General features: G+C 67.0%; 20 protein-coding genes and 1 pseudogene. 14 read left to right on the top strand and 7 right to left on the bottom strand.

Going from position 1 to position 17,543, the window contains the following annotated elements:
• Positions 1 to 299 precede the first annotated feature (299 nt).
• On the bottom strand, positions 300 to 623 hold the full coding sequence (locus HGB39_RS28405) for a hypothetical protein (RefSeq protein ID WP_064080835.1): 324 nt from the start codon (positions 621 to 623) through the stop codon (positions 300 to 302).
• Positions 624 to 691: 68 nt separating this feature from the next.
• Positions 692 to 1,114, bottom strand: coding sequence for an Hsp20/alpha crystallin family protein (locus tag HGB39_RS28410; protein WP_064080845.1), 423 nt, complete (start codon positions 1,112 to 1,114; stop codon positions 692 to 694).
• A 129-nt stretch (positions 1,115 to 1,243) separates the two neighbouring features.
• Between HGB39_RS28410 and HGB39_RS28415 the strand changes: the two genes are divergently transcribed.
• Entirely contained in the window at positions 1,244 to 1,774 is a 531-nt protein-coding gene (locus tag HGB39_RS28415; RefSeq protein ID WP_064080836.1) for a MerR family transcriptional regulator, read from the top strand.
• Between the two features lie 261 nt (positions 1,775 to 2,035).
• Here the strand turns inward: HGB39_RS28415 and HGB39_RS28420 are convergent, their stop codons facing one another.
• A complete protein-coding gene (locus HGB39_RS28420) occupies positions 2,036 to 2,350 on the bottom strand; it encodes a hypothetical protein (RefSeq protein WP_155756096.1) in 315 nt (104 codons plus the stop codon).
• Positions 2,351 to 2,729: 379 nt separating this feature from the next.
• Between HGB39_RS28420 and HGB39_RS28425 the strand changes: the two genes are divergently transcribed.
• The 7 genes from HGB39_RS28425 to HGB39_RS28455 all read left to right on the top strand — a co-directional run bounded on the left by HGB39_RS28425 (position 2,730) and on the right by HGB39_RS28455 (position 5,642).
• Positions 2,730 to 2,984 (top strand): hypothetical protein, encoded by a 255-nt coding sequence (locus HGB39_RS28425; protein ID WP_210753031.1) that lies wholly within the window; start codon positions 2,730 to 2,732, stop codon positions 2,982 to 2,984.
• Positions 2,981 to 3,187, top strand: coding sequence for a hypothetical protein (locus HGB39_RS28430; RefSeq protein ID WP_064080838.1), 207 nt, complete (start codon positions 2,981 to 2,983; stop codon positions 3,185 to 3,187). Before HGB39_RS28425 ends, HGB39_RS28430 begins: the two co-directional genes overlap by 4 nt.
• A gap of 148 nt (positions 3,188 to 3,335) precedes the next feature.
• Entirely contained in the window at positions 3,336 to 3,866 is a 531-nt protein-coding gene (locus tag HGB39_RS28435; protein WP_064080839.1) for a SixA phosphatase family protein, read from the top strand.
• Between the two features lie 213 nt (positions 3,867 to 4,079).
• Positions 4,080 to 4,571 (top strand): hypothetical protein, encoded by a 492-nt coding sequence (locus HGB39_RS28440; RefSeq protein WP_064080840.1) that lies wholly within the window; start codon positions 4,080 to 4,082, stop codon positions 4,569 to 4,571.
• A 189-nt stretch (positions 4,572 to 4,760) separates the two neighbouring features.
• Positions 4,761 to 5,039 (top strand): hypothetical protein, encoded by a 279-nt coding sequence (locus HGB39_RS28445; RefSeq protein ID WP_211281156.1) that lies wholly within the window; start codon positions 4,761 to 4,763, stop codon positions 5,037 to 5,039.
• Positions 5,040 to 5,099: 60 nt separating this feature from the next.
• The gene (locus HGB39_RS28450) at positions 5,100 to 5,447 is read left to right on the top strand and encodes a hypothetical protein (protein WP_064080842.1); all 348 of its coding nucleotides are present in this window, start codon (positions 5,100 to 5,102) and stop codon (positions 5,445 to 5,447) included.
• A gap of 57 nt (positions 5,448 to 5,504) precedes the next feature.
• Complete coding sequence (locus tag HGB39_RS28455) at positions 5,505 to 5,642, top strand: hypothetical protein (protein ID WP_155756097.1); 138 nt, start codon at positions 5,505 to 5,507, stop codon at positions 5,640 to 5,642.
• A 378-nt stretch (positions 5,643 to 6,020) separates the two neighbouring features.
• On the opposite strand, the gene HGB39_RS38220 is transcribed toward HGB39_RS28455, so the two are convergent.
• The 3 genes from HGB39_RS38220 to recD2 form a co-directional block, all read right to left on the bottom strand.
• Positions 6,021 to 6,224 carry a hypothetical protein gene (locus HGB39_RS38220; protein WP_064080843.1) on the bottom strand — a complete coding sequence of 68 codons (204 nt, stop codon included), beginning with the start codon at positions 6,222 to 6,224 and terminating at the stop codon, positions 6,021 to 6,023.
• 282 nt (positions 6,225 to 6,506) lie between these two features.
• A complete protein-coding gene (locus HGB39_RS28460) occupies positions 6,507 to 6,821 on the bottom strand; it encodes a type II toxin-antitoxin system PemK/MazF family toxin (protein ID WP_064080844.1) in 315 nt (104 codons plus the stop codon).
• 501 nt (positions 6,822 to 7,322) lie between these two features.
• A complete protein-coding gene (gene recD2 / locus HGB39_RS28465) occupies positions 7,323 to 9,569 on the bottom strand; it encodes an SF1B family DNA helicase RecD2 (protein WP_064080847.1) in 2,247 nt (748 codons plus the stop codon).
• 668 nt (positions 9,570 to 10,237) lie between these two features.
• Here recD2 and HGB39_RS28470 point away from each other — a divergent pair.
• The 6 genes from HGB39_RS28470 (at position 10,238) to HGB39_RS28495 (ending at position 16,365) form a co-directional block, all read left to right on the top strand.
• Positions 10,238 to 11,710, top strand: a complete 1,473-nt coding sequence (locus tag HGB39_RS28470) for a plasmid pRiA4b ORF-3 family protein (protein WP_247607539.1) — start codon at positions 10,238 to 10,240, stop codon at positions 11,708 to 11,710.
• A 510-nt stretch (positions 11,711 to 12,220) separates the two neighbouring features.
• The gene (locus HGB39_RS28475; RefSeq protein ID WP_081276653.1) at positions 12,221 to 12,472 is read left to right on the top strand and encodes a hypothetical protein; all 252 of its coding nucleotides are present in this window, start codon (positions 12,221 to 12,223) and stop codon (positions 12,470 to 12,472) included.
• Positions 12,473 to 12,630: 158 nt separating this feature from the next.
• Complete coding sequence (locus tag HGB39_RS28480) at positions 12,631 to 13,392, top strand: ParA family protein (RefSeq protein ID WP_064080927.1); 762 nt, start codon at positions 12,631 to 12,633, stop codon at positions 13,390 to 13,392.
• A complete protein-coding gene (locus HGB39_RS28485; RefSeq protein ID WP_064080928.1) occupies positions 13,389 to 13,907 on the top strand; it encodes a hypothetical protein in 519 nt (172 codons plus the stop codon). Before HGB39_RS28480 ends, HGB39_RS28485 begins: the two co-directional genes overlap by 4 nt.
• 206 nt (positions 13,908 to 14,113) lie before the next feature.
• Positions 14,114 to 14,431, top strand: coding sequence for a hypothetical protein (locus HGB39_RS39100; RefSeq protein WP_064080929.1), 318 nt, complete (start codon positions 14,114 to 14,116; stop codon positions 14,429 to 14,431).
• Positions 14,432 to 15,039: 608 nt separating this feature from the next.
• On the top strand, positions 15,040 to 16,365 hold the full coding sequence (locus HGB39_RS28495) for a serine hydrolase domain-containing protein (protein WP_064080930.1): 1,326 nt from the start codon (positions 15,040 to 15,042) through the stop codon (positions 16,363 to 16,365).
• A 450-nt stretch (positions 16,366 to 16,815) separates the two neighbouring features.
• Here HGB39_RS28495 and HGB39_RS28500 read toward each other — a convergent pair.
• Positions 16,816 to 17,442, bottom strand: a pseudogene (locus tag HGB39_RS28500) (IS256 family transposase); the annotation flags it as partial.
• Positions 17,443 to 17,543: the final 101 nt, after the last annotated feature.

The raw sequence follows: 17,543 nt of genomic DNA on the forward strand, positions 1-17,543 counted from the left end.
GGCCCGCCGCTATTCACGATCCGTGTGATGCTGTGGGCACTCCCCGCCCGGACGGCCGACGAATGCCGTCTGCCAGTTCATGGCCGTGCGCCCCGGTCGATCCGACGCAACCACCACGGTTGTTCTCGGATTCGCGGTCGGCGCCGTCGTGTGGTCCTTTCGTTGATCGGCGGTGCCGGGCGGTGTGCCCGGGGTTCGCCGCGCCGCTCGCGAAGCATTGACAGGTGACGGAGGCGGGAGCGGTCGAACCCCGTGAGCTGGTTCAGTCGTCTGATTCATCACCCCTTTCCCGAACTACATCACATACGAAACATGCTCTTGCGGATGGACTTTCCGGGTTTCGGTGGCGAGCGCTGTGTGGCCCGGATCTCCGGGGCCGGGGGCGTGGACACCGTCCCCGGCATCGACGCGGGAGGGGAGGGGCGCGGCGGGTCGGCCGGTGCGGTGGCCAACCGTGTGAGCAGGACCACGGCCTGCGGTGTGAGTGCGTCGGCGAGGATGCGGTCCGAATCGGCCTCGAGCTGGGCGTAGTCGAGCTCGTGCCACGGCCACACCGTCTCGCGTTCGGGGCGCTCCGGAATTACGGTGGCGTTCACCTCGGTGACCCTGTTCGCCAATGTCATCGCTGTTCACCCCCTCCCGAGCTTGTCGCCTCGGGTCGAGTGTCGACGGTCGCCTCGTCGGCCTCGCCTCAGGCGTTGACCGCCTTCTTCTCGGGCTGTCCGCTGCTGATCTCGATCTTGCGGGGCTTGGCTTTCTCCGCGACCGGAATCGTCAGTCGCAGCACCCCGGCGTCGTAGTTCGCCTCGATCTTGTCCGCATCGAGGTTCTCGCCGAGGAACAGTTGCCGGCTGAACACCCCGCGCGGACGCTCGGCGGCGACCATCTCCTGGTTGTCGTCGAGTGCGGACCGTTCGGCGTGCACCGTCAGCGTGTTCTTGTCGACGTCCAGATCCAGTGAGTCGGCGTTCATGCCGGGCAGATCGAACTCCACCACGAACCGGTCCTCTTCCCGCCAGGCGTCCATCGGCATCACCGCCGGACGGGCCGTCGTGCCGAGGATTTGTTGGGTCAGACGGTCGAGGTCGCGGAACGGATCCGTGCGCATCAACATCATGTCCACCTCCTGAAACCGCTTCATTCCACCAGGTAAACTCCAGCAGATGCTGTAGGTTCGGTATAGCATCTGTCGTAGACTATGACAAGAGGGTGTGCGAGAAAATTCCCGATCGGAGCAAAAAAGATGCCCGAAGGATCCGGCCGGTACGACTCCGAATCACCGTCGCTGCGGGGTGTTTACGGCATTTCGGTGGCCGCCGAGCTGTCCGGGTTCGGGATGGCGGCGCTGCGGCTATACGAGGACTACGGGTTGATCACCCCCTACCGCACCCGGGGTGGTACCCGCCGTTACAGCGACTACGACCTGGCCCGGCTTCGGCGCATCGCCGAACTGATCGACGCCGGCGTCAATCTCGTCGGGATCGGCCGGGTTCTCGACCTCGAAACCCGCACCGACGAACTCGAACGCGACAACTGCCGCCTGGAAGCTGACAACGCGCAACTGCGCGCCGAGCGTGCCCCGGCCACCGCAACAGACCACACGGGTACCGCACGGTCCCCCGAAGTCGAGGACGACGCCGACCAGGGCTGGGCCGCGGGCGAAGCCCCGCCGCCCCTCGCGCAGACCCGTCGGCGCCCGGCCCCCGGGCAGCGCTCCCGCAGGCGGGACGGACCCACCCGCACCCCCGGCACCGGTCAACGCGAACACCGCTGAGAGCACCGCCCCTGCGCTTCGGGCGCAGGACGGGGCGGGACGTCACCAGCGACGCCATACTTGCTTGTCCACAGCGTGTTTCGGTACGGGGTTAGGGTCATGTTCGCCGCTCCTCGACGGCCTCGCGCAGATGATCACCGCCCAGGCGATCGAAAAGGTCGACCGGACGGACGTGTTCGAGGCGATGCGCGAAACCTGAGCCACTGACCGAAAACTTGCCCACCCCACGGACGGGGCTTTCGTCGACGCCGGTGGGTCAGGTCAGTCGACGGGCGGCGTCGGCACCGGCTCGATGCCGTTCGCCCGGTCGAACTCGTCGGTGGTCGTCACCGTGGAGTTCACGATGTCGACCTGGTTCGGGTTCGCCCGCTGCGCGATCAGCGTGCGCACGACCTCACCGGCCTCGGCGGGACCGTCCGCGATGAGGCTGATGGTGATCGCGGTCCCCCGCTCACCCCGCCCGATCGCGGGATGAAACCCGCAGAGCTGATCGAGACGGTGGTCGAGGTCGCGCTCGGTGAGCTGGTCGAACCGTTCGGCGAGTTCGATAGTGGCGTTGTACATCCGTCGGGGCACGGTGGGCCTCCTTCTGGGCGTGTGCGCCGGGGGATTGCCAGCGTGTTCGTCACGGACGGTAGTCCGATGCCTGTCAGGCGCAAGCGAAACCGGACACCGGGGGTGTTGCCGCGGGTATCGACCCGGGCGGAGCGGATCCTCGCGGTCCCCGCTGTTCGCCCCGCCCCACGCCCACCCGGACTCCATGACCGCTACCGGCGGACCGGTGACCACGTGCTCGGGGCCGCAGCGGCCTGCCGGTGGCGTTCGCTCGGGAAACACCGGGCGCTGGGCGCCGCCGTCGGTCACACTGGCCTCCGGAAGCACGCGACGCCGGGACACCTCCCGGCAACGCCGAATTCATTCTCGCCGAAGGGAAGCCCGAATCGGAGGAGACCCGATGCCCGTTTCACCCCACACATCGTTGCGCCGTGTCCAGGATCGCACCACCGACGTACGCCGATGGTTGGATACCGGCGACAACACCGCCGTCCTGACGGCGTATCTGCGTGACGAACCCGTCGACCACCGATGGCTCACCACCTACCAACGACTCATGCACGACCTGCTGAGGGCGGTCAGTCACGCCTGCCCGCGCAGGGTGCCGCACGAAGCGCCGACGCCGAGCGTCGTCCTCCGGCCGCACCGTCGATGAACGACGACCAACGCCGGGCGCTCGAGCGGGTCCGCGACACCTGCACCATGTTGCACAGCTTCCTGACCACCCACCCGAGCGACCGACCCCCGGAACGGGTCCGATCCGACACCTTCGCGCAACTCACCGACGACCTCTTCGACGCCGTCACCGCAGCACAGACCGCCGGTATCCCCGAACACCGCATCTTCGACAGCATGTGACATGCCGTCTGCCGACCAGGACCATGCCCGACCCGCCGGTGCCGCGCATCGATCGCCGGGGTATTCGCGCTGCCCGGCGACCGGCGCGCACCTATGCTGTGCGGCGGCGGCACCGCACGAGGCGGTGTGACGCCGGGAGGGGGCAGAGATGTTCGTTCTGGTGCGGCACGCGGACGCGGTAGCCACGAGCGCCTGGCCCGGTCTGGATGCGGACCGTCCGCTCAGCACCCTCGGCGACCGGCAGTCCATCCACCTCGTCGATGTCCTCGCCGACCTGCCCGTGACCGCGTTGTTCTCGAGTCCCACCCTGCGCTGCCGGCAAACCCTGCAAGCGTTGTCGGTGGCACGGCACCTGCCGATCGTCGACCACCCACTGCTCACGGTGGACGCCCCCATCGACCGGCTGCTGTTCACCCTCGCCCGCTCCGTCGACGGCGCCCTCTGGTGCACGCACGGTGAAGTGTTCGACCGGGTCGCCGCGGTCGCCGCCGACGGCGGCCATGCCGGATTCCTGCCGGCCGCCACGACCGCCGAGGCGGGGGTGTGGATTGTGGACCCCGGCCGCGACCCGCGGTACCTCACACCGATTCCCCCCGGCCGACCGCCACGTCAACCCCGATCGCTTCGCAGATGTGTCCGTGGGGGGCCCGCATCGGGCCATGCATGTTTCGGACGTTGAAGTTTATAGTTTGGAATGCCAAACATTCGGATGTGACGAGGGCTCCGCGATGACGCGGGTGTTCACTCCGCCGTTGCGGGAGCTGTACGCGGGTGCTGGTGCGGCGGGGTGTGGTCGAGATCATCGACTGAACCTCAATCCTTCCGGCCTCCCGAGGACGTCGACAGCACGCGACCGGGGTGTGCCCACGGACCAGGTGGGTACCCGGCGGGTATGGGTTCGGACGTCAGTGGCCGGGCAGATCCGGAGGCCAGGGTGGCCGGGCACCTGCTCACCCTGGTGGCCGATCGGCATCTCACGGCGTTGTCGGCGGAGCTGTCCGCGCTGGTACAGACGCCCAGGGGCCAGCCGGTGCGGCGACCCCTCTACCGCGGGGTCCTGACCTGGTTGGTCACCGCCCTCGCGGACGTGGTCGTCGCCCGCCTCGGTCCCGCACAGGACGGGGAGGCGTTCGTGCTCGAGGTCCGCACCACCGCCGGCCGCACCGTCGGTGCCGGTGAGCTACCGCCGCGGCAGAGCCGGGTGGGGCGGTCGGTGCTGCCGCTGCTCGCCGGCGACCGGGCCCTCGCCCGGGCACAACTCGCGGCCGCCGAACGCGACCCGAATCCGGCGGTGCGGGCCACCACCCTGGTCGAGGCGTTGATCTGGCTCGACGCGCTGCTCGACGCCGAGACGCCGCCCTTCCCGGACCCGCTACCCGAATGAATCCCGCCCGCCCCTTGGCGGGATTTTCTCGACCCTCGGTACAGAGTAATGAATGGCTGACAGGGCGGGCCCGGGTCGGATAGAACTGAGAGAAGGCATCGACACCGGCGCAGGTGAGTCACCCCCGCGATGGGGACCGGCCGACACCAACGTCCGGTGGTCGAGGCGTGCAGCGAAGGAGTAAACGTCGTGCTCGAGTACGAAATCCACCCAGTTCGCACCCCCTCCCGGCCCGCCGACCCACCGCCGCGCCAGCGAACGACTCGTCCGGACCGGTCACCGACGGTGACCACCGGCCGGTGCGGGGCCGTGCGGCGGACCCCGGTCGACGCCGATCCGGATTCGGAACCGGACGACGAGGACCCGCGCGAATCCTCCTCGCACCCAGACGATCCGATCATCTGGCCCGAGCCCAGCCCGCTCGCCGACTGGTGGGACCAGGTCCTCGGTCGGTCCTCCACCACCTGAGGAACCCGCGAACCCTCACCTGCGTGAAATCCGTGCGGTCCGGGTCAACAAGGAGCAACGATGCGACTGGATTCGGTGCCGGTGGCACTGGCGCGCCTGAACTACCGGTTGCTACGGATTCCGCTGCAGGTGATCGAAGACCGGGGGATGTCTCGGATCGACGAGCGGGCGCCGGCCCGGCTGGCTTTCGAGCATTTCCTGATCGACTGCGACCGGGCCGCCGCGCACCTGCTCGGTGACGAGAATGCCGCCGCCCGCGCCGCGGATCTGCGCCGCCACACCACCACCGTCCGATTCACCATCGCCCACCAGCAGGAGCGGATCTACCGCGAACGGCTGATGGCGCTCGCTCAGCAGCGGGCCCGGTTCAACGAGCGCCGCCGCCGAGGCGGCGCACCACGTAGCTGAGGGTGCCCCGCCGCCGGCCGCACCGGAGATGTCGGCACCCCGAGGTGGTCGGTCTACGTGAACGCCGGAGGGCCGAGGGAGCGGCTGATCGCCCGCAAGCAACACCGCAGCCAGCACCGGGGCGTCATCGTCCTCGACGAGCAGCGCGAACGATTTCTCCGGCGTCGACGGCACCACGGCCACAATTCGTTGTGACCTGGGCCACAGTGACACCTCGCGCCCTGCCGGGCCCCCTAGCGTGTGAGCCGGGTCAGCGCGAGTTCGAGGGTGCCGGACCGCCCGGTGAGGTGCTGGGTCGTCGCGCAGAATTGGGTATTTCCGGCAGCGCTGGCCCACCCCACAGTCGACCACAAGCCGACCCCGGCGCTGGTGATCGGAGGCAGCCATGCCGGGGGGGTCCACGATGTGCGGCGGTCAGACTCCCACGTTCAGGCCGAACATGACGTGGAGCCAGTGCAGGAACGCCTGGAACGCCAGGTTGAAGTCGATTCCAGCGGAACCCATTGTGATCACCTCTTCGAGTGAAACGACCCCGCCCCTATCAGCCTTATCGCAGGTCGGGGCGCTGTTGTTTCACACGGTCGGGCCCACCAGCGGCCGGTGCTCGGCGAGACTCGGCAGTTGCCGCACGTTCCGCTCCGGCAGCATGGTGACGTCCTCCAGCTTGGCCAACCCTGTGAGGCTGGCCGCCGTGAGGTCGAGTTGCATCACACCTTTGCGTGGCCCACTCCCGGATATCTTGATGATTTCCAGGGCGAACGGTGCATTGCGATTCATGAGCGCTCACGCCGCGCCATGGCACGGGCCCGCTCGCCTGCGCGGTCTCGGCCCCGGTGGGCGCGGCCGGGCGCAACTGCGCAGCTGCCACCACCGGGTATCGGGCCGTCCGGTCCGCATGTGTGGCCGACCGCCAACGCTCAGCTCGATCCGGGATCGGACCGACGCTCTCGGTGTCTGCGCGGCGGGGGCCCATGTTCCCCCTGCGCCGCGGCAGAGTCTCCGCCACCCAGCCCTCAGTAGCGGATCCGCTTGCGACATCGCGCCGCCGAGCCAGCCGGCTCAATCGGCAAGCCCGAGAAATACCACAAGAGCGCGGTCCAGCCGAACCAGATCGGCATCGGCGAGTTGGCCGAGGCGGTCGCGCACATTCATCCGCGGCATCGTCGTGACCTTGTCGACCATGATCTGACTTGGCTTCTCGATCCCGGTGCTGTCGGTCGGCTCCACCGGGATCCGGACAAGTGGCGCCTCGACCGGATTGGTCGTCAGCGGGCACACCGCCACCGAAGCGGTTGCGTTGAACCGATCATCCTGGACGATGACCACGGGTCTCGGCTTGCCGGCGTAGGCACCACGCGCAGCAGCGATATGGATGTCGCCCCGCCTCCCCCCGGCCGCCGGGCTGCCGCCGCAATTCCTCGATCGTCTGCTCGGCGGCGCGCAGCGCGGTGGTCAGGGCATCTACGCATTCGGAGGCCGATTGCCGGGCCTCGGCCAGGTGTGCGGCATGATCGGCGCGCGCGTGTTCGCGGTCGATGAATCACGGACACCGGCATCGCCCCGTCCACCGGCAGCGTCGGGGACAGCTTCGATAATGCGCTCGCCGAAAATCTGTGGACGAGCCTCGAGATCGAGTTGATCGATTGGCCCGCAATCACATTCGCCACCAGCGTGGAGGCCGAGTCGGCGTTTTTCCGGTATATCGACACCGGTACAGCCCGCGCAGGATCCAGGCCGGTCCCGCGGGACTGTCACCGGACAAGTACGCACGCGCCTGCCATGTCCGGCCCGAGCTGCAGGAGGCAGATATCATCGAACCTGAGCTCACCGGAGCCATGGAGAAAGGTCTCCGGAGAGAAGCAGGGGAAGCTTCAGTTATCTGGTCTGGAGTCGGTGGGTGAGGGCGGTGTGGCGGCGGCCCGCGCCCGGGGTGCGGACCGCCGCGGCCAGGGCTTTGCGGGATCCGACCAGGACGACGAGTTTCTTGGCGCGGGTGACGCCGGTGTAGAGCAGGTTGCGTTGGAGCATCATCCAGGACGAGGTGGTGAGGGGGATGACGACGGCGGGGTATTCGCTGCCTTGGGAGCGGTGGATGGTGACGGCGTAGGCGTGGGCGAGTTCGTCGAGTTCGGAGAAGTCGTAGTCGATGGATTCGTCCTCGTCGGTGAGCACGGTCAGCGTCTGGTCCTCCGTGGTGATGGCGGTGACGACGCCGACGGTGCCGTTGAACACCCCGGCTGTGCCTTTGTCGTAGTTGTTGCGGAGCTGGGTGACCTTGTCGCCGATCCGGAACGCCCGGCCGCCGTAGCGGCGTTCGGGCTGTCCGTCCTTCGGTGGGGTGAGCGCGTGCTGCAACAACGCGTTGAGGTTGCCGGCACCGGCGGGGCCGCGGTGCATCGGTGTCAGGACCTGCACGTCCTGGCGCGGGTTGAGCCCGAACTTGTGGGGGATGCGGCGAGCGACGATGTCGACCACCAGCTTGGCGGTCTCCTCGGCCGGGTGCAGATCCGATTGTTCCGGGGGTTCGCAGGCGAACCAGAAGAAGTCGTCGAATCCGGTGAGCTGCGGGCCGGTTGCGGCGTTGATGCGGTGGGCGTTGACCACGATCCCGGACCGGCGGGCCTGCCGGAAGATTTTCGTCAACCTCACCCGCGGAATCGTGTCGGCGGCCAGCAGGTCGCGCAGTACTTCTCCGGCACCGACGGAGGGGAGCTGGTCGACGTCACCGACCAGCAGCAGATGCGCCCCCTCCGGGATGGCTTTGATGAGTTTGTTGGCCAGGATGACGTCCATCATCGACGACTCGTCCACCACCACAAGGTCAGCATCGAGGGGGTTGTCGCGGTCGTATTTCGGGTCGCCGCCGGGTTGCAGCTCCAGCAGGCGGTGGACGGTGCAGGCCTGGTGGCCGGTCAGCTCGGCCAGCCGTTTGGCGGCCCGCCCGGTCGGCGCCACCAGCACCACCTTGGCTTTCTTCGCCGTGGCCAGCTCGACGATGGAGCGGACGGTGAAGCTTTTGCCGCAGCCGGGCCCGCCGGTGAGTACCGCGACCTTGCGGGTGAGGGCGAGTGTGACCGCGCCTTTCTGCTCGTCGGCCAGGTCCTGCCCGGTCCGGCCTCGCAGCCAGGTGAACGCCGTGTCCCAGTCGACCTGAGTGAACGCGGCGAGCCTGTCGGCCGGAGAGTGGAGCAGGCCGAGCAGGCCGCCGGCCAGGGAGCTCTCGGCGCGGTGGAAGGGCACCAGATAGACCGCGGGGACGCTCCCGTCACCGGCAGGGACCGGTTCGCAGATCACGCCGTCGTCTGTGGCGAGCTGGTCCAGGCAGGGGCCGATCAGGTCCCGGTCGACCTCGAGGATCTTGGCGGCCTCGGTGATCAGGTTCGGTTCGGGCAGGTAGCAGTGCCCGTTGTCGGCGGCTTGGGACAGGGTGTACTGCAGCCCGGCCTTGATCCGCTCGGGGCTCTCGTGCGGTATCCCGACCGCTCGGGCGATGGTGTCGGCGGTCTTGAACCCGATGCCCCACACGTCGGAGGCGAGCCGGTACGGTTCGGCGCGGACGACACCGATGGCGCCGTCGCCGTAGTTCTTGTAGATCCGTACCGCCAGCGAGGTGGACACCCCCACCCCCTGCAGGAACACCATCACCTCCTTGATCGCCTTCTGCTCCTCCCACGCATCGGCGATCTTCTGGGTGCGTTTGGGGCCGAGCCCGTGCACCTCGATCAGCCGCTGCGGCTGGTGTTCGATGATGGTCAGGATGTCGAGACCGAAGTGGGTGACCATGCGTTCGGCCATCATCGGCCCGATCCCCTTGATCAGCCCGGAGCCGAGGTAACGGCGAATGCCCGCGATGGTGGCGGGCAGCACGGTGGTGTAGGAACGCACCTGAAACTGCTTGCCGTACTTCGCGTGGTGGCCCCACTGACCGGTCAGCCGCAAGCTCTCACCGATCTGGGCACCGAGCAGCGGCCCGACCACGGTCACCAGATCCGGGCCGGACCGCTCGGTGGCCAGGCGGGCGATGGTGTAGCCGGTGTCCTCGTTGGCGTAGGTGATCCGCTCGAGCACCCCCTCCACCACCGCCTGGGGTGCGGCATCGGGCGAAGATCGCGCAACGGTCATGGTCATCATTGTGCCGAGTACAACCGACATCATCAGCCGTGGTGCCCGGCCCGCCAGGCGTCCCAGATCCCCAATCGGAGCTTGCCCCTGCACCGAAGAAGTACGACGCCGAGACCCACGAGCGTGCCGTACGGATGCATCGGGACCGGATCCGCGAGCACGCAAGCCCGAAGATCGCAGCCCGTCGCTCTGATGAGAGCTGACCACCGACCGCCGCCACTCTCGGCGGTGCAAAGCCGCACCGCCGTAATGCACCATCACGTACGGCGGCAACGTCCCACCCCGACGCTTGGCCTGACGGCCCTGCTCGGCGATCGCGACCCCCACCGCATCACGCCGGCACCGTCGCGGGTAAGCAAGCCGAGGGAAATCTGATCAACCACCGGCCCCGGCAGCAGTCACCAACCGACACTGGAGGGTGGCGAGCGTCGGGTGGATGCGGCGCCGCGCGCATCAGGTCGAGGATCCTGGGGTCGACTCCGAAAAATTTCGGCGGCTGCCCAATGTCCACGATGGACGATGTGCAACAGTAGTCAGCCGTGAGCAAGCGCACGCCGCCCGCTAAACGCCCGGGAAACCACTGGCCGTCACCACTGGTCGACTCGACAGCTCAACCGCCCGACGATCGTGCCGACGATGCCGACGACGGGAGCGATCCGAGGGCCGTGATGGAGACAGTCCTCACCGGTTTCGCCGAGATCACCGATCCGGTCGAGGCGGAAATCGTCGGCTCGATGTTCCTCGGAACTATAGGCTTCCTCGGCGCAGATGCGGCCGAGGAAGCCACGTCCGAGCTCATCCCGGTTATCGAGGCGGTCGGCGACCCACAGGCGGCCGGGATGCTCGCCGCGCTCGCCACGCTCGGTGAAGGACGAATCGGCGAGGCCGCTGCTGCGGGACTGAACCGACTGCGGGCACACCGCGTCACCGCCCCCGAGTGGACGAGGGCACTGTCGGCTCCGGTGACCGCACGTGACTGCGTCGAACTGTCCGCGGACAGCGAGGCGCTGGTGCTTGCCGCCCGATTCGACCGCGCGGGCGCGGGCCATGCGGTGATGATTCTGCTCGACCCCCTGGAGTGCGGGGAAGCCGCCGAGATCATGTTGCTGGACTCGGGCGATCTGACCGAAGCGCTCGCCGAGCTGGCCCGTAACGTCGAACGGGACAAGGTCCGGCTCACCACGACGACCCTCGACCCGGCCGAATTCCGGTGGCGGGCCGAAGTCGCGATGGACACGCGCGACCATCACGACCGCGACGACGAGGACGACCCGTTCGATCCGGACGACCTCACCGACCCGGACGACCTGTTCGACGACGCGGACCTGCTCGACGAGGACGGTCCCGGATACTACGGCCTCGCGTCGCTGCTCCGGGCCCGGCTGCGAGCACTGCCGCTGTCGACAAAACCCAAGCCGCACGGCGGGTGTGACGAATTCGACGGCACCGACCTGTTGGCGACACTCGATCTGCTCACCGACCTGCCCGGCGTGTTCGGCGGCAAGGCCTCAGCCGCCCCGGTGGGCTCGATCCCGAAGCTGCCCGCCAAGCGCAAGACACGCAACGGCCAGGCCCCCATTCTGCAGTTGCGCGTCGACCTGCGCGGCGCCAAACCGCCGATCTGGCGGCGTCTGCTGGTTCCCGGCGAGATCACGCTGCGCGAGCTGCACGAGCTGTTGCAGGTGGCGTTCGACTGGCACTCGACGCACATGTACGCCTTCGACACCGCCTACGGCCTGTTCGGTGTTCCCGACCCGGAGCTGGGATTGCGATCCGACACGAAGGTCACTCTCGAACAGGTCGCGACCGGTCCCGGGACGAAACTCACCTACACCTACGATTTCGGCGACAACTGGGAACACGTGATCACCGTCGAGGACTCCACGCCGGGAGCCGATGGCGCGACCTCCCCGCGGTGCGTCGGCGGGCGCCGGAAGGCCCCACCCGAAGATTGCGGCGGCATCTGGGCATACCTGGAGCTGCTGGAGATCCTCGCCGACCCAGCCCATGCCGAACACGGCGAGCGGCTCGACTGGCTCGGCATCGACCGACCCGGCCAGCACGACCCGGCACATTTCGACGTGGACGAGATCAACGACACGCTCACCGCGCGTCGACAGAATCCGCGACACCAGAAGTAGGCCGCACGCTGGGAGGTTACGTCGCGCCGACGTGTATCTCGGGGAGCTCGTCCGCATGTGCAGTGCAGTGGCCGATCGTCAGGGAAGTCACTGTCCGAGCCGGCCAGGTAGTGCTCACCGACCGGTCATCGTCCGCTCAGCCGATCTACCACGCCTGCTTCGGCCCTTGCGGGCCTTGGGATAGGTGCCCTCGCCGGTCACCGCCCCGTCTGGTGAAGAAGTCCCGGATCGGGGCGACGAAGGGGGACGGCTTCCGAGATTGATCGGTTGTTCCTATTGAGGCGGCTGCGTCCATCATTCGTTCCTTTCTCGGACGCTGGCGGGCAGTCGCCGGCGATCTTTCGTTATCGAAATCGTTGATGTCGCAAAACCCGTCCGAAAACGTTTGTAGGTCAGCATTTCCTGTCGTCGAGTTCTGCAACGATGCAAGCCATGACCGGCCGCGGAGAAATTCTGAGGGTGCGGCGTGTCGTTTAGGTTGTTCGACTTTCTGGTCCCAGAATTGCGGGCATGGCCGAGATCGTTGCTTCCAGCCGCCGAGGGCGGCCCAGTAAGGGCACCCGTGCTGTAGTCAAGGCGCTGGTGCCACCAGAGCTCAAAGAAGCAGCTGCCAGCGCCGCGAAGGCACATGGCATGACCGCGAACGACTACATCGCGGCGCTAATCGCGGCCGACACCGGCCTGACCGAGCTGATGGCATCGATTCACGAGAAACAGGCCGCCACACACCAATCCGCGGAACCCCGCAGATCAGGACGGTGACGGATCACCGGTCTGGGCAGTGAGGGGCGACCTGTTACTCGTCACGATGGTCACGGTAGATCGTCCTCCGACAGAGAGGATCTCAGAAATCCGCCGGAACGAGAAACTTCAGGATTGGTACATGTCACGTCACTAAATTTTCACGAAGGGACAGGCCCATGACCCGCACCATCGCACTGGTCAACCATAAAGGCGGCTCCACCAAAACCACGAGCACGGTCAACCTCGCCCAAGCCCTCGTCGAAGCCGGCTACACCGTTCGCGTCGTCGACCTCGACCCACAATGCAACGCCACCACCTGGCTCGGCGCCACGCCCGAAGCCGTCGACAACGATGTCCTGTCGGTACTGATGATGGTGGCGAGCATCGAAGATGCCACCACCATCACCGCGTCCGGGATCCACCTCGTTCCTGCCACCAAGGAACTCGATTCCGTCGGGCCCTACTTCCTCAAGAAGCCCGGTGCGCACGGCGTCCTGCGCAAAGCCCTCGCCAGTGCACCCGACGTCGACTTCAACCTCCTCGACTGCCCCGGAGACTTCGACCACCTGACCATCAGCGCACTCGTCGCCTGCACCGAGGTGCTCGCCGCTGTCATGACGGGAGCCATGGAACTCGAGGCGCTCATGCGGATCGAGAACTACATCACCGAGCAGGTCGAGTTGCTCAATCCCACGGCACGGCTCAATCACATTCTGTGCGGCCGGGTCGAACTCGGCCAGGTCATCGACCAGCAGGTCCTCGCCGCGCTCCGCGAGACCTACCCCGACCAGACGATGCGGACCATCATCCCGAAGTCCGTCCGTGTCAGCGAAAGCTACAGCGCCGAAGAACCCGTCGTCAGGTGGGCGCCGTCCTCGTCCGCGGCCCGCGCCTACCGCGACGCCGCCCGAGAACTCGTCGAAAGGGACCCCCGATGACCGTGACACGTAAGCCCGGACTCGCCAACAACCCCCTCGAACGCCGCCCCCAGTCCCGCGCAGGCGCCCATCAGGGTGGGACGTGCTCGAGAACTCGTCGGAAGGATCTCCTGATCAGCGTGACACGTGAGCCCGGACTCGCCAACAGCCCCGTCGAACGCCGCAAGCGGCGACTGCCGAACCTCGTCGAACAGGGCGTGGACGTCGCGCGAGAAGCGGCCACCATCGCCGAAACCCAATCGGGGCCGGTGGCCCTCGGTGAGGAACAGAAGACCACCACACGGGTTCCCGCGGACACGAAGCAGGAATTGGTTTTCATCAACCGCGCCAAGGCCGAAAACGGCAAGAATGCCGTCGCCGCCATCGGCCACATCGCCGGCGCCCCCAACAGTTGGTCCAACCTCGTCGACGAAGCCCTCGCCCACTACCTCGCCGTTCTCGAACGCGAATACAACAATGGCGAACCCTTTCCGCCGCGCAACGCCGAACGCGTCCGGGGACCACGCATCACCTAGCCCGCCCACGCCGGCACGAACGTCCGCGTTGATCGTCAGCTGGGCGACGAGCTCACTGATCCCGGCGACCGTGGCGGCGGCGTTGCTGTCGATGAACACCGCCAGCATCTCGTCCGGGTAGCGCAGCGCGGGCGGCGAGTTCGGTCGCCAACAGTGACACGTACCCGGGCCGACCACGACTTCTCCCGATCCGCCATGGCCCGTCGTTGCCGAACCCGGCCCGCAACTGGTGTTCAACGCGCCCAAGCCGAACCCCACGGATCTCGACGGGCATTGAGCACGACCGGCTCGTCGGTGGATCGTGGCAGGCTGAACCGGCCGACCCCGAGATCGCGCAGGACTACAACGTCGCGCCCACGAAAACCTCACCCGTCGTGGTGGCGCGGACGCCGAAGGACACCGGCGACGACCTGCGGCGAAGTGCGCACCAGGAATCTTTCTCGAACAGCTCTACGAGCTGGCGGATTCTCATGACCTGCATGGCGAACGACTCGCATCGTGCCGGTCCGCACGAGATCGGCTGATCGTGTTGGTGCTCTCGCGGGCAGGACTGCGGCGCGGAGAGTTGGTCGGCGTGCGGCGCAGTGACGTGCATCTACTTTCCGGATAATGCCGTGCACCACTGTCGCGGCCGTCGCCATCGGGGATGCGTACCCGCGACACGTCGGCGGCGTCGACGTCCGCGGTGGAATCGACGGCAGACCGGGCCTGGGAACTCGCCCCCAAGGGAGGATCGAGCGGGTCTGCGGCAACATGCACGCGCTTCGTCGCCAGGCTGTACGACTGACGGCGACGAGAACCCGCTTGTGGGTGCATCCCGAGTCCGGTGACACCGCAACGGAACCCGGCATTCACGGGACTCCTCGGTCGGGGCGGTCAGGACACACAGACCCGTATGACGCCATGGGGACAGTTACCCGGACCGTCCATTACACGCGGGCGGCCGCTACTCGGTGCACGTAACCCAACTCGTGCGCGAGGTTCTTGCCGCCGAAATTCACCCGAGTCCTCCCTGTACGACGCTAGGGTGTGCTCAGGAATCCGCTCCCGTCGCGAGGACACCACCTGGCGAGCATCGGCATCACGCGCACACCCCCACCCATACAGAACGACACATGAATCGGGCGACCTCATGGAACGCACGAAGACCATCGCGGCTTCCCTCGTCGCGGCCGCCGTGATGACGGTCGCGGCGTGCGGGACGTCCCAACCGACGTCCACCCAGTCGGCGACAGCCACCACGGGCACTGAGCCGGCGTACGCGGCGACATTGGAACCACTGATCGACCGGTTGATGAAGGACAACGCCATTCCGGGAGCGGTGGTTCTGATCACCTCGCCCGATCAGGGCGATTGGTCGGCGACGTTCGGCACGACGACGATCGACGAGAACAAGCCGATGTCGATGGACGACCACTTCCGGATCGGGAGCAACACCAAGACGATGACGTCGACGGTCATCCTCCAACTGGTGCAGGAGGGCAGGCTCAGCCTCGACGATCCGGTCTCCAAGTACCGCCCGGGCGTGCCGAACGGCGACAAGATCACCATCGCGCAACTGTCGGATATGCACAGCGGGCTCTACTCCTACACCTTCGACCTGCAGTTCAACGCGACACTCGACCGGGACCCGGACAAGGTGTGGACGCCGGACGAGCTGCTGGCGATCGCCTTCTCCCACCCGGTGAACTTCCCGCCCGGGGAGAAGTTCGACTACAGCAACACCAACATCATCCTGCTCGGCGTCATCATCGAGCAGCTCACCGGCAGGTCGGCGGCCGAGGCCTTCGCGCAGCGCATCTTCGAACCCCTCGGACTCGAGCACACCTCGCTGCCCGCGCCCGCGGACTCCTCGATCCCCGAACCGCATCCGCAGGGCTACTCGTTCGGCACCAACGTCTCCACCATCGACACCTACGCGCTTCCGGCGGACGAGCAGGCCGCTGCCGTCGCCGGCACCCTGAAGCCGAACAACGAGACGAACGCCAACCCGTCATGGGCGTGGACGGCCGGGGGCGCGATCTCGACGGTCGCAGACATGGCCACCTACGTGAAGGCACTGGTCGGCGGCGGACTCCTGGACGAGCAGACGCAGAAGATCCGCCTCGACAGCATCCAACCGACCGATCCGGCCAACCCCACCGCCGCCGGATACGGCTTGGGTATCGCCCGGTTCGGTCCCCTCATAGGCCACGACGGCCAGATTCCGGGCTTCATGACCTTCATGGGCGTGGACCCGAACACCGACCTCAGGATCGTCATCGGCACGAACCTCGCCACCGTGCCCTCCGGTGAGGGATCGGCCCTGACGCTCCTCAAAGGCATCCTGCCGGTCTTCTACGGTGCGGGTTCGGTGCCCGCCGGGAACCCGGCCGCGGTGCCCGGAGCGACGGGCGGCGCTTCTCCGACCACGACGCCCGTCGGCGGCGCGACGGCAACCACCGGCACCGGCGGCTGACATTTCGTGCCGAACCCGCCCCGGTGCGAGCACCGAACCCGATCCGTCCCATCCGGTCTTGCCGTGCCCGGCTGCGTCCGTCATCGTGCCGATCGTCGGCGTTCACAATGACGCCACAGCAGTCACCGTGCCGACGAGCCCGTCAGCCTGCCGACGAACGGCGACACCTGCGTCTGCAAATTCCGTGAGGCCACGTCTGCATTCTCAGCGACGGCCAACACACGGCCCTGGCCGCAGTATGTGCCCGGCTGATGCCGGTACCAATCGCCGATCTGTTCCCCGCTGGCCCACGCCCACAACGCCCTTGAGGGAACGACTGCAACACCCGCGACCACGGACACCGGCCTCATCGAGTCGATCAGCGCCCGCTCCCACGGAGCCAAAACGTCGCTGACATCGAGGTTTCAGGGACTATCAGAACTTCGGTGGAACTAGCTCTGGCATATGAATTTAGTTTCCAGTTGCGGTGATTCGGCCTTCGAATGTGATAGCAAACGCATTGAGGGCTGGTTTCCACCTCGTCACCCATCGTGCTCTTCCCTTGCCGGTTGGGTCCAGCGCACGGGTGGCGAGGTAGAGACATTTGAGCGCGGCCTGGTCGCTGGGGAAGTGCCCACGTGCCCGGACTGCCCGCCGGTAGCGAGCATTGAGGGACTCGATCGCATTCGTCGAACAGATGACCCGTCGGATCTCGGCGTCGTAATCAAGGAACGGCACGAACTCACTCCAGGCGTTCTCCCACAGCCGGACGATCGCCGGATACTTCGGACCCCATTTGACGGCGAACTCGGTGAAACACTCCCGGGCCGCGGACTCGTTGACGGCGGTGTAGATCGGACGCAAGTCCCGCGACATCTCGTCCCAGTACTGCCGCGAGGCATAACGGAACGTGTTGCGCAACAGGTGAATCAGACACGTCTGTACCACCGCGAGAGGCCACACGGTAGTGATCGCCTCCGGCAGCCCCTTGAGCCCGTCACAGACGATCATGCAGACATCTGCAACGCCGCGGTTGCGGATCTCGGTCAGCACGGCGAGCCAAAATTTGGCCAAAGCGCACATGTTCGCGCGAACGTGTGCGAGGTGACGCCTGAACTGTCACGGGTTCGGCAGGCGGGCGGTGTCGACGTGGTCGGAGAGGTAGGCGATGACGGCCTCGTTGCGCATGCCGTAAGCGG

Source organism: Rhodococcus opacus (genome assembly GCF_012396235.1).
Taxonomy (GTDB): Bacteria; Actinomycetota; Actinomycetes; order Mycobacteriales; family Mycobacteriaceae; genus Rhodococcus_F; species Rhodococcus_F opacus.

Excerpts from the sequence above, each read along its gene's own strand:
- HGB39_RS28450 (WP_064080842.1), top strand. The coding sequence starts at position 5,100 with ATGCGACTGGATTCGGTGCCGGTGGCACTGGCGCGCCTGAACTACCGG.
- recD2 (WP_064080847.1), bottom strand. The coding sequence starts at position 9,569 with ATGACCGTTGCGCGATCTTCGCCCGATGCCGCACCCCAGGCGGTGGTG.
- HGB39_RS28405 (WP_064080835.1), bottom strand. The coding sequence starts at position 623 with ATGACATTGGCGAACAGGGTCACCGAGGTGAACGCCACCGTAATTCCG.
- HGB39_RS38220 (WP_064080843.1), bottom strand. The coding sequence starts at position 6,224 with ATGAATCGCAATGCACCGTTCGCCCTGGAAATCATCAAGATATCCGGG.
- HGB39_RS28430 (WP_064080838.1), top strand. The coding sequence starts at position 2,981 with ATGAACGACGACCAACGCCGGGCGCTCGAGCGGGTCCGCGACACCTGC.
- HGB39_RS28485 (WP_064080928.1), top strand. The coding sequence starts at position 13,389 with ATGACCGTGACACGTAAGCCCGGACTCGCCAACAACCCCCTCGAACGC.
- HGB39_RS28495 (WP_064080930.1), top strand. The coding sequence starts at position 15,040 with ATGGAACGCACGAAGACCATCGCGGCTTCCCTCGTCGCGGCCGCCGTG.
- HGB39_RS28475 (WP_081276653.1), top strand. The coding sequence starts at position 12,221 with ATGGCCGAGATCGTTGCTTCCAGCCGCCGAGGGCGGCCCAGTAAGGGC.
- HGB39_RS28435 (WP_064080839.1), top strand. The coding sequence starts at position 3,336 with ATGTTCGTTCTGGTGCGGCACGCGGACGCGGTAGCCACGAGCGCCTGG.
- HGB39_RS28425 (WP_210753031.1), top strand. The coding sequence starts at position 2,730 with ATGCCCGTTTCACCCCACACATCGTTGCGCCGTGTCCAGGATCGCACC.
- HGB39_RS28440 (WP_064080840.1), top strand. The coding sequence starts at position 4,080 with ATGGGTTCGGACGTCAGTGGCCGGGCAGATCCGGAGGCCAGGGTGGCC.
- HGB39_RS28480 (WP_064080927.1), top strand. The coding sequence starts at position 12,631 with ATGACCCGCACCATCGCACTGGTCAACCATAAAGGCGGCTCCACCAAA.
- HGB39_RS28410 (WP_064080845.1), bottom strand. The coding sequence starts at position 1,114 with ATGTTGATGCGCACGGATCCGTTCCGCGACCTCGACCGTCTGACCCAA.
- HGB39_RS28470 (WP_247607539.1), top strand. The coding sequence starts at position 10,238 with ATGGAGACAGTCCTCACCGGTTTCGCCGAGATCACCGATCCGGTCGAG.
- HGB39_RS28415 (WP_064080836.1), top strand. The coding sequence starts at position 1,244 with ATGCCCGAAGGATCCGGCCGGTACGACTCCGAATCACCGTCGCTGCGG.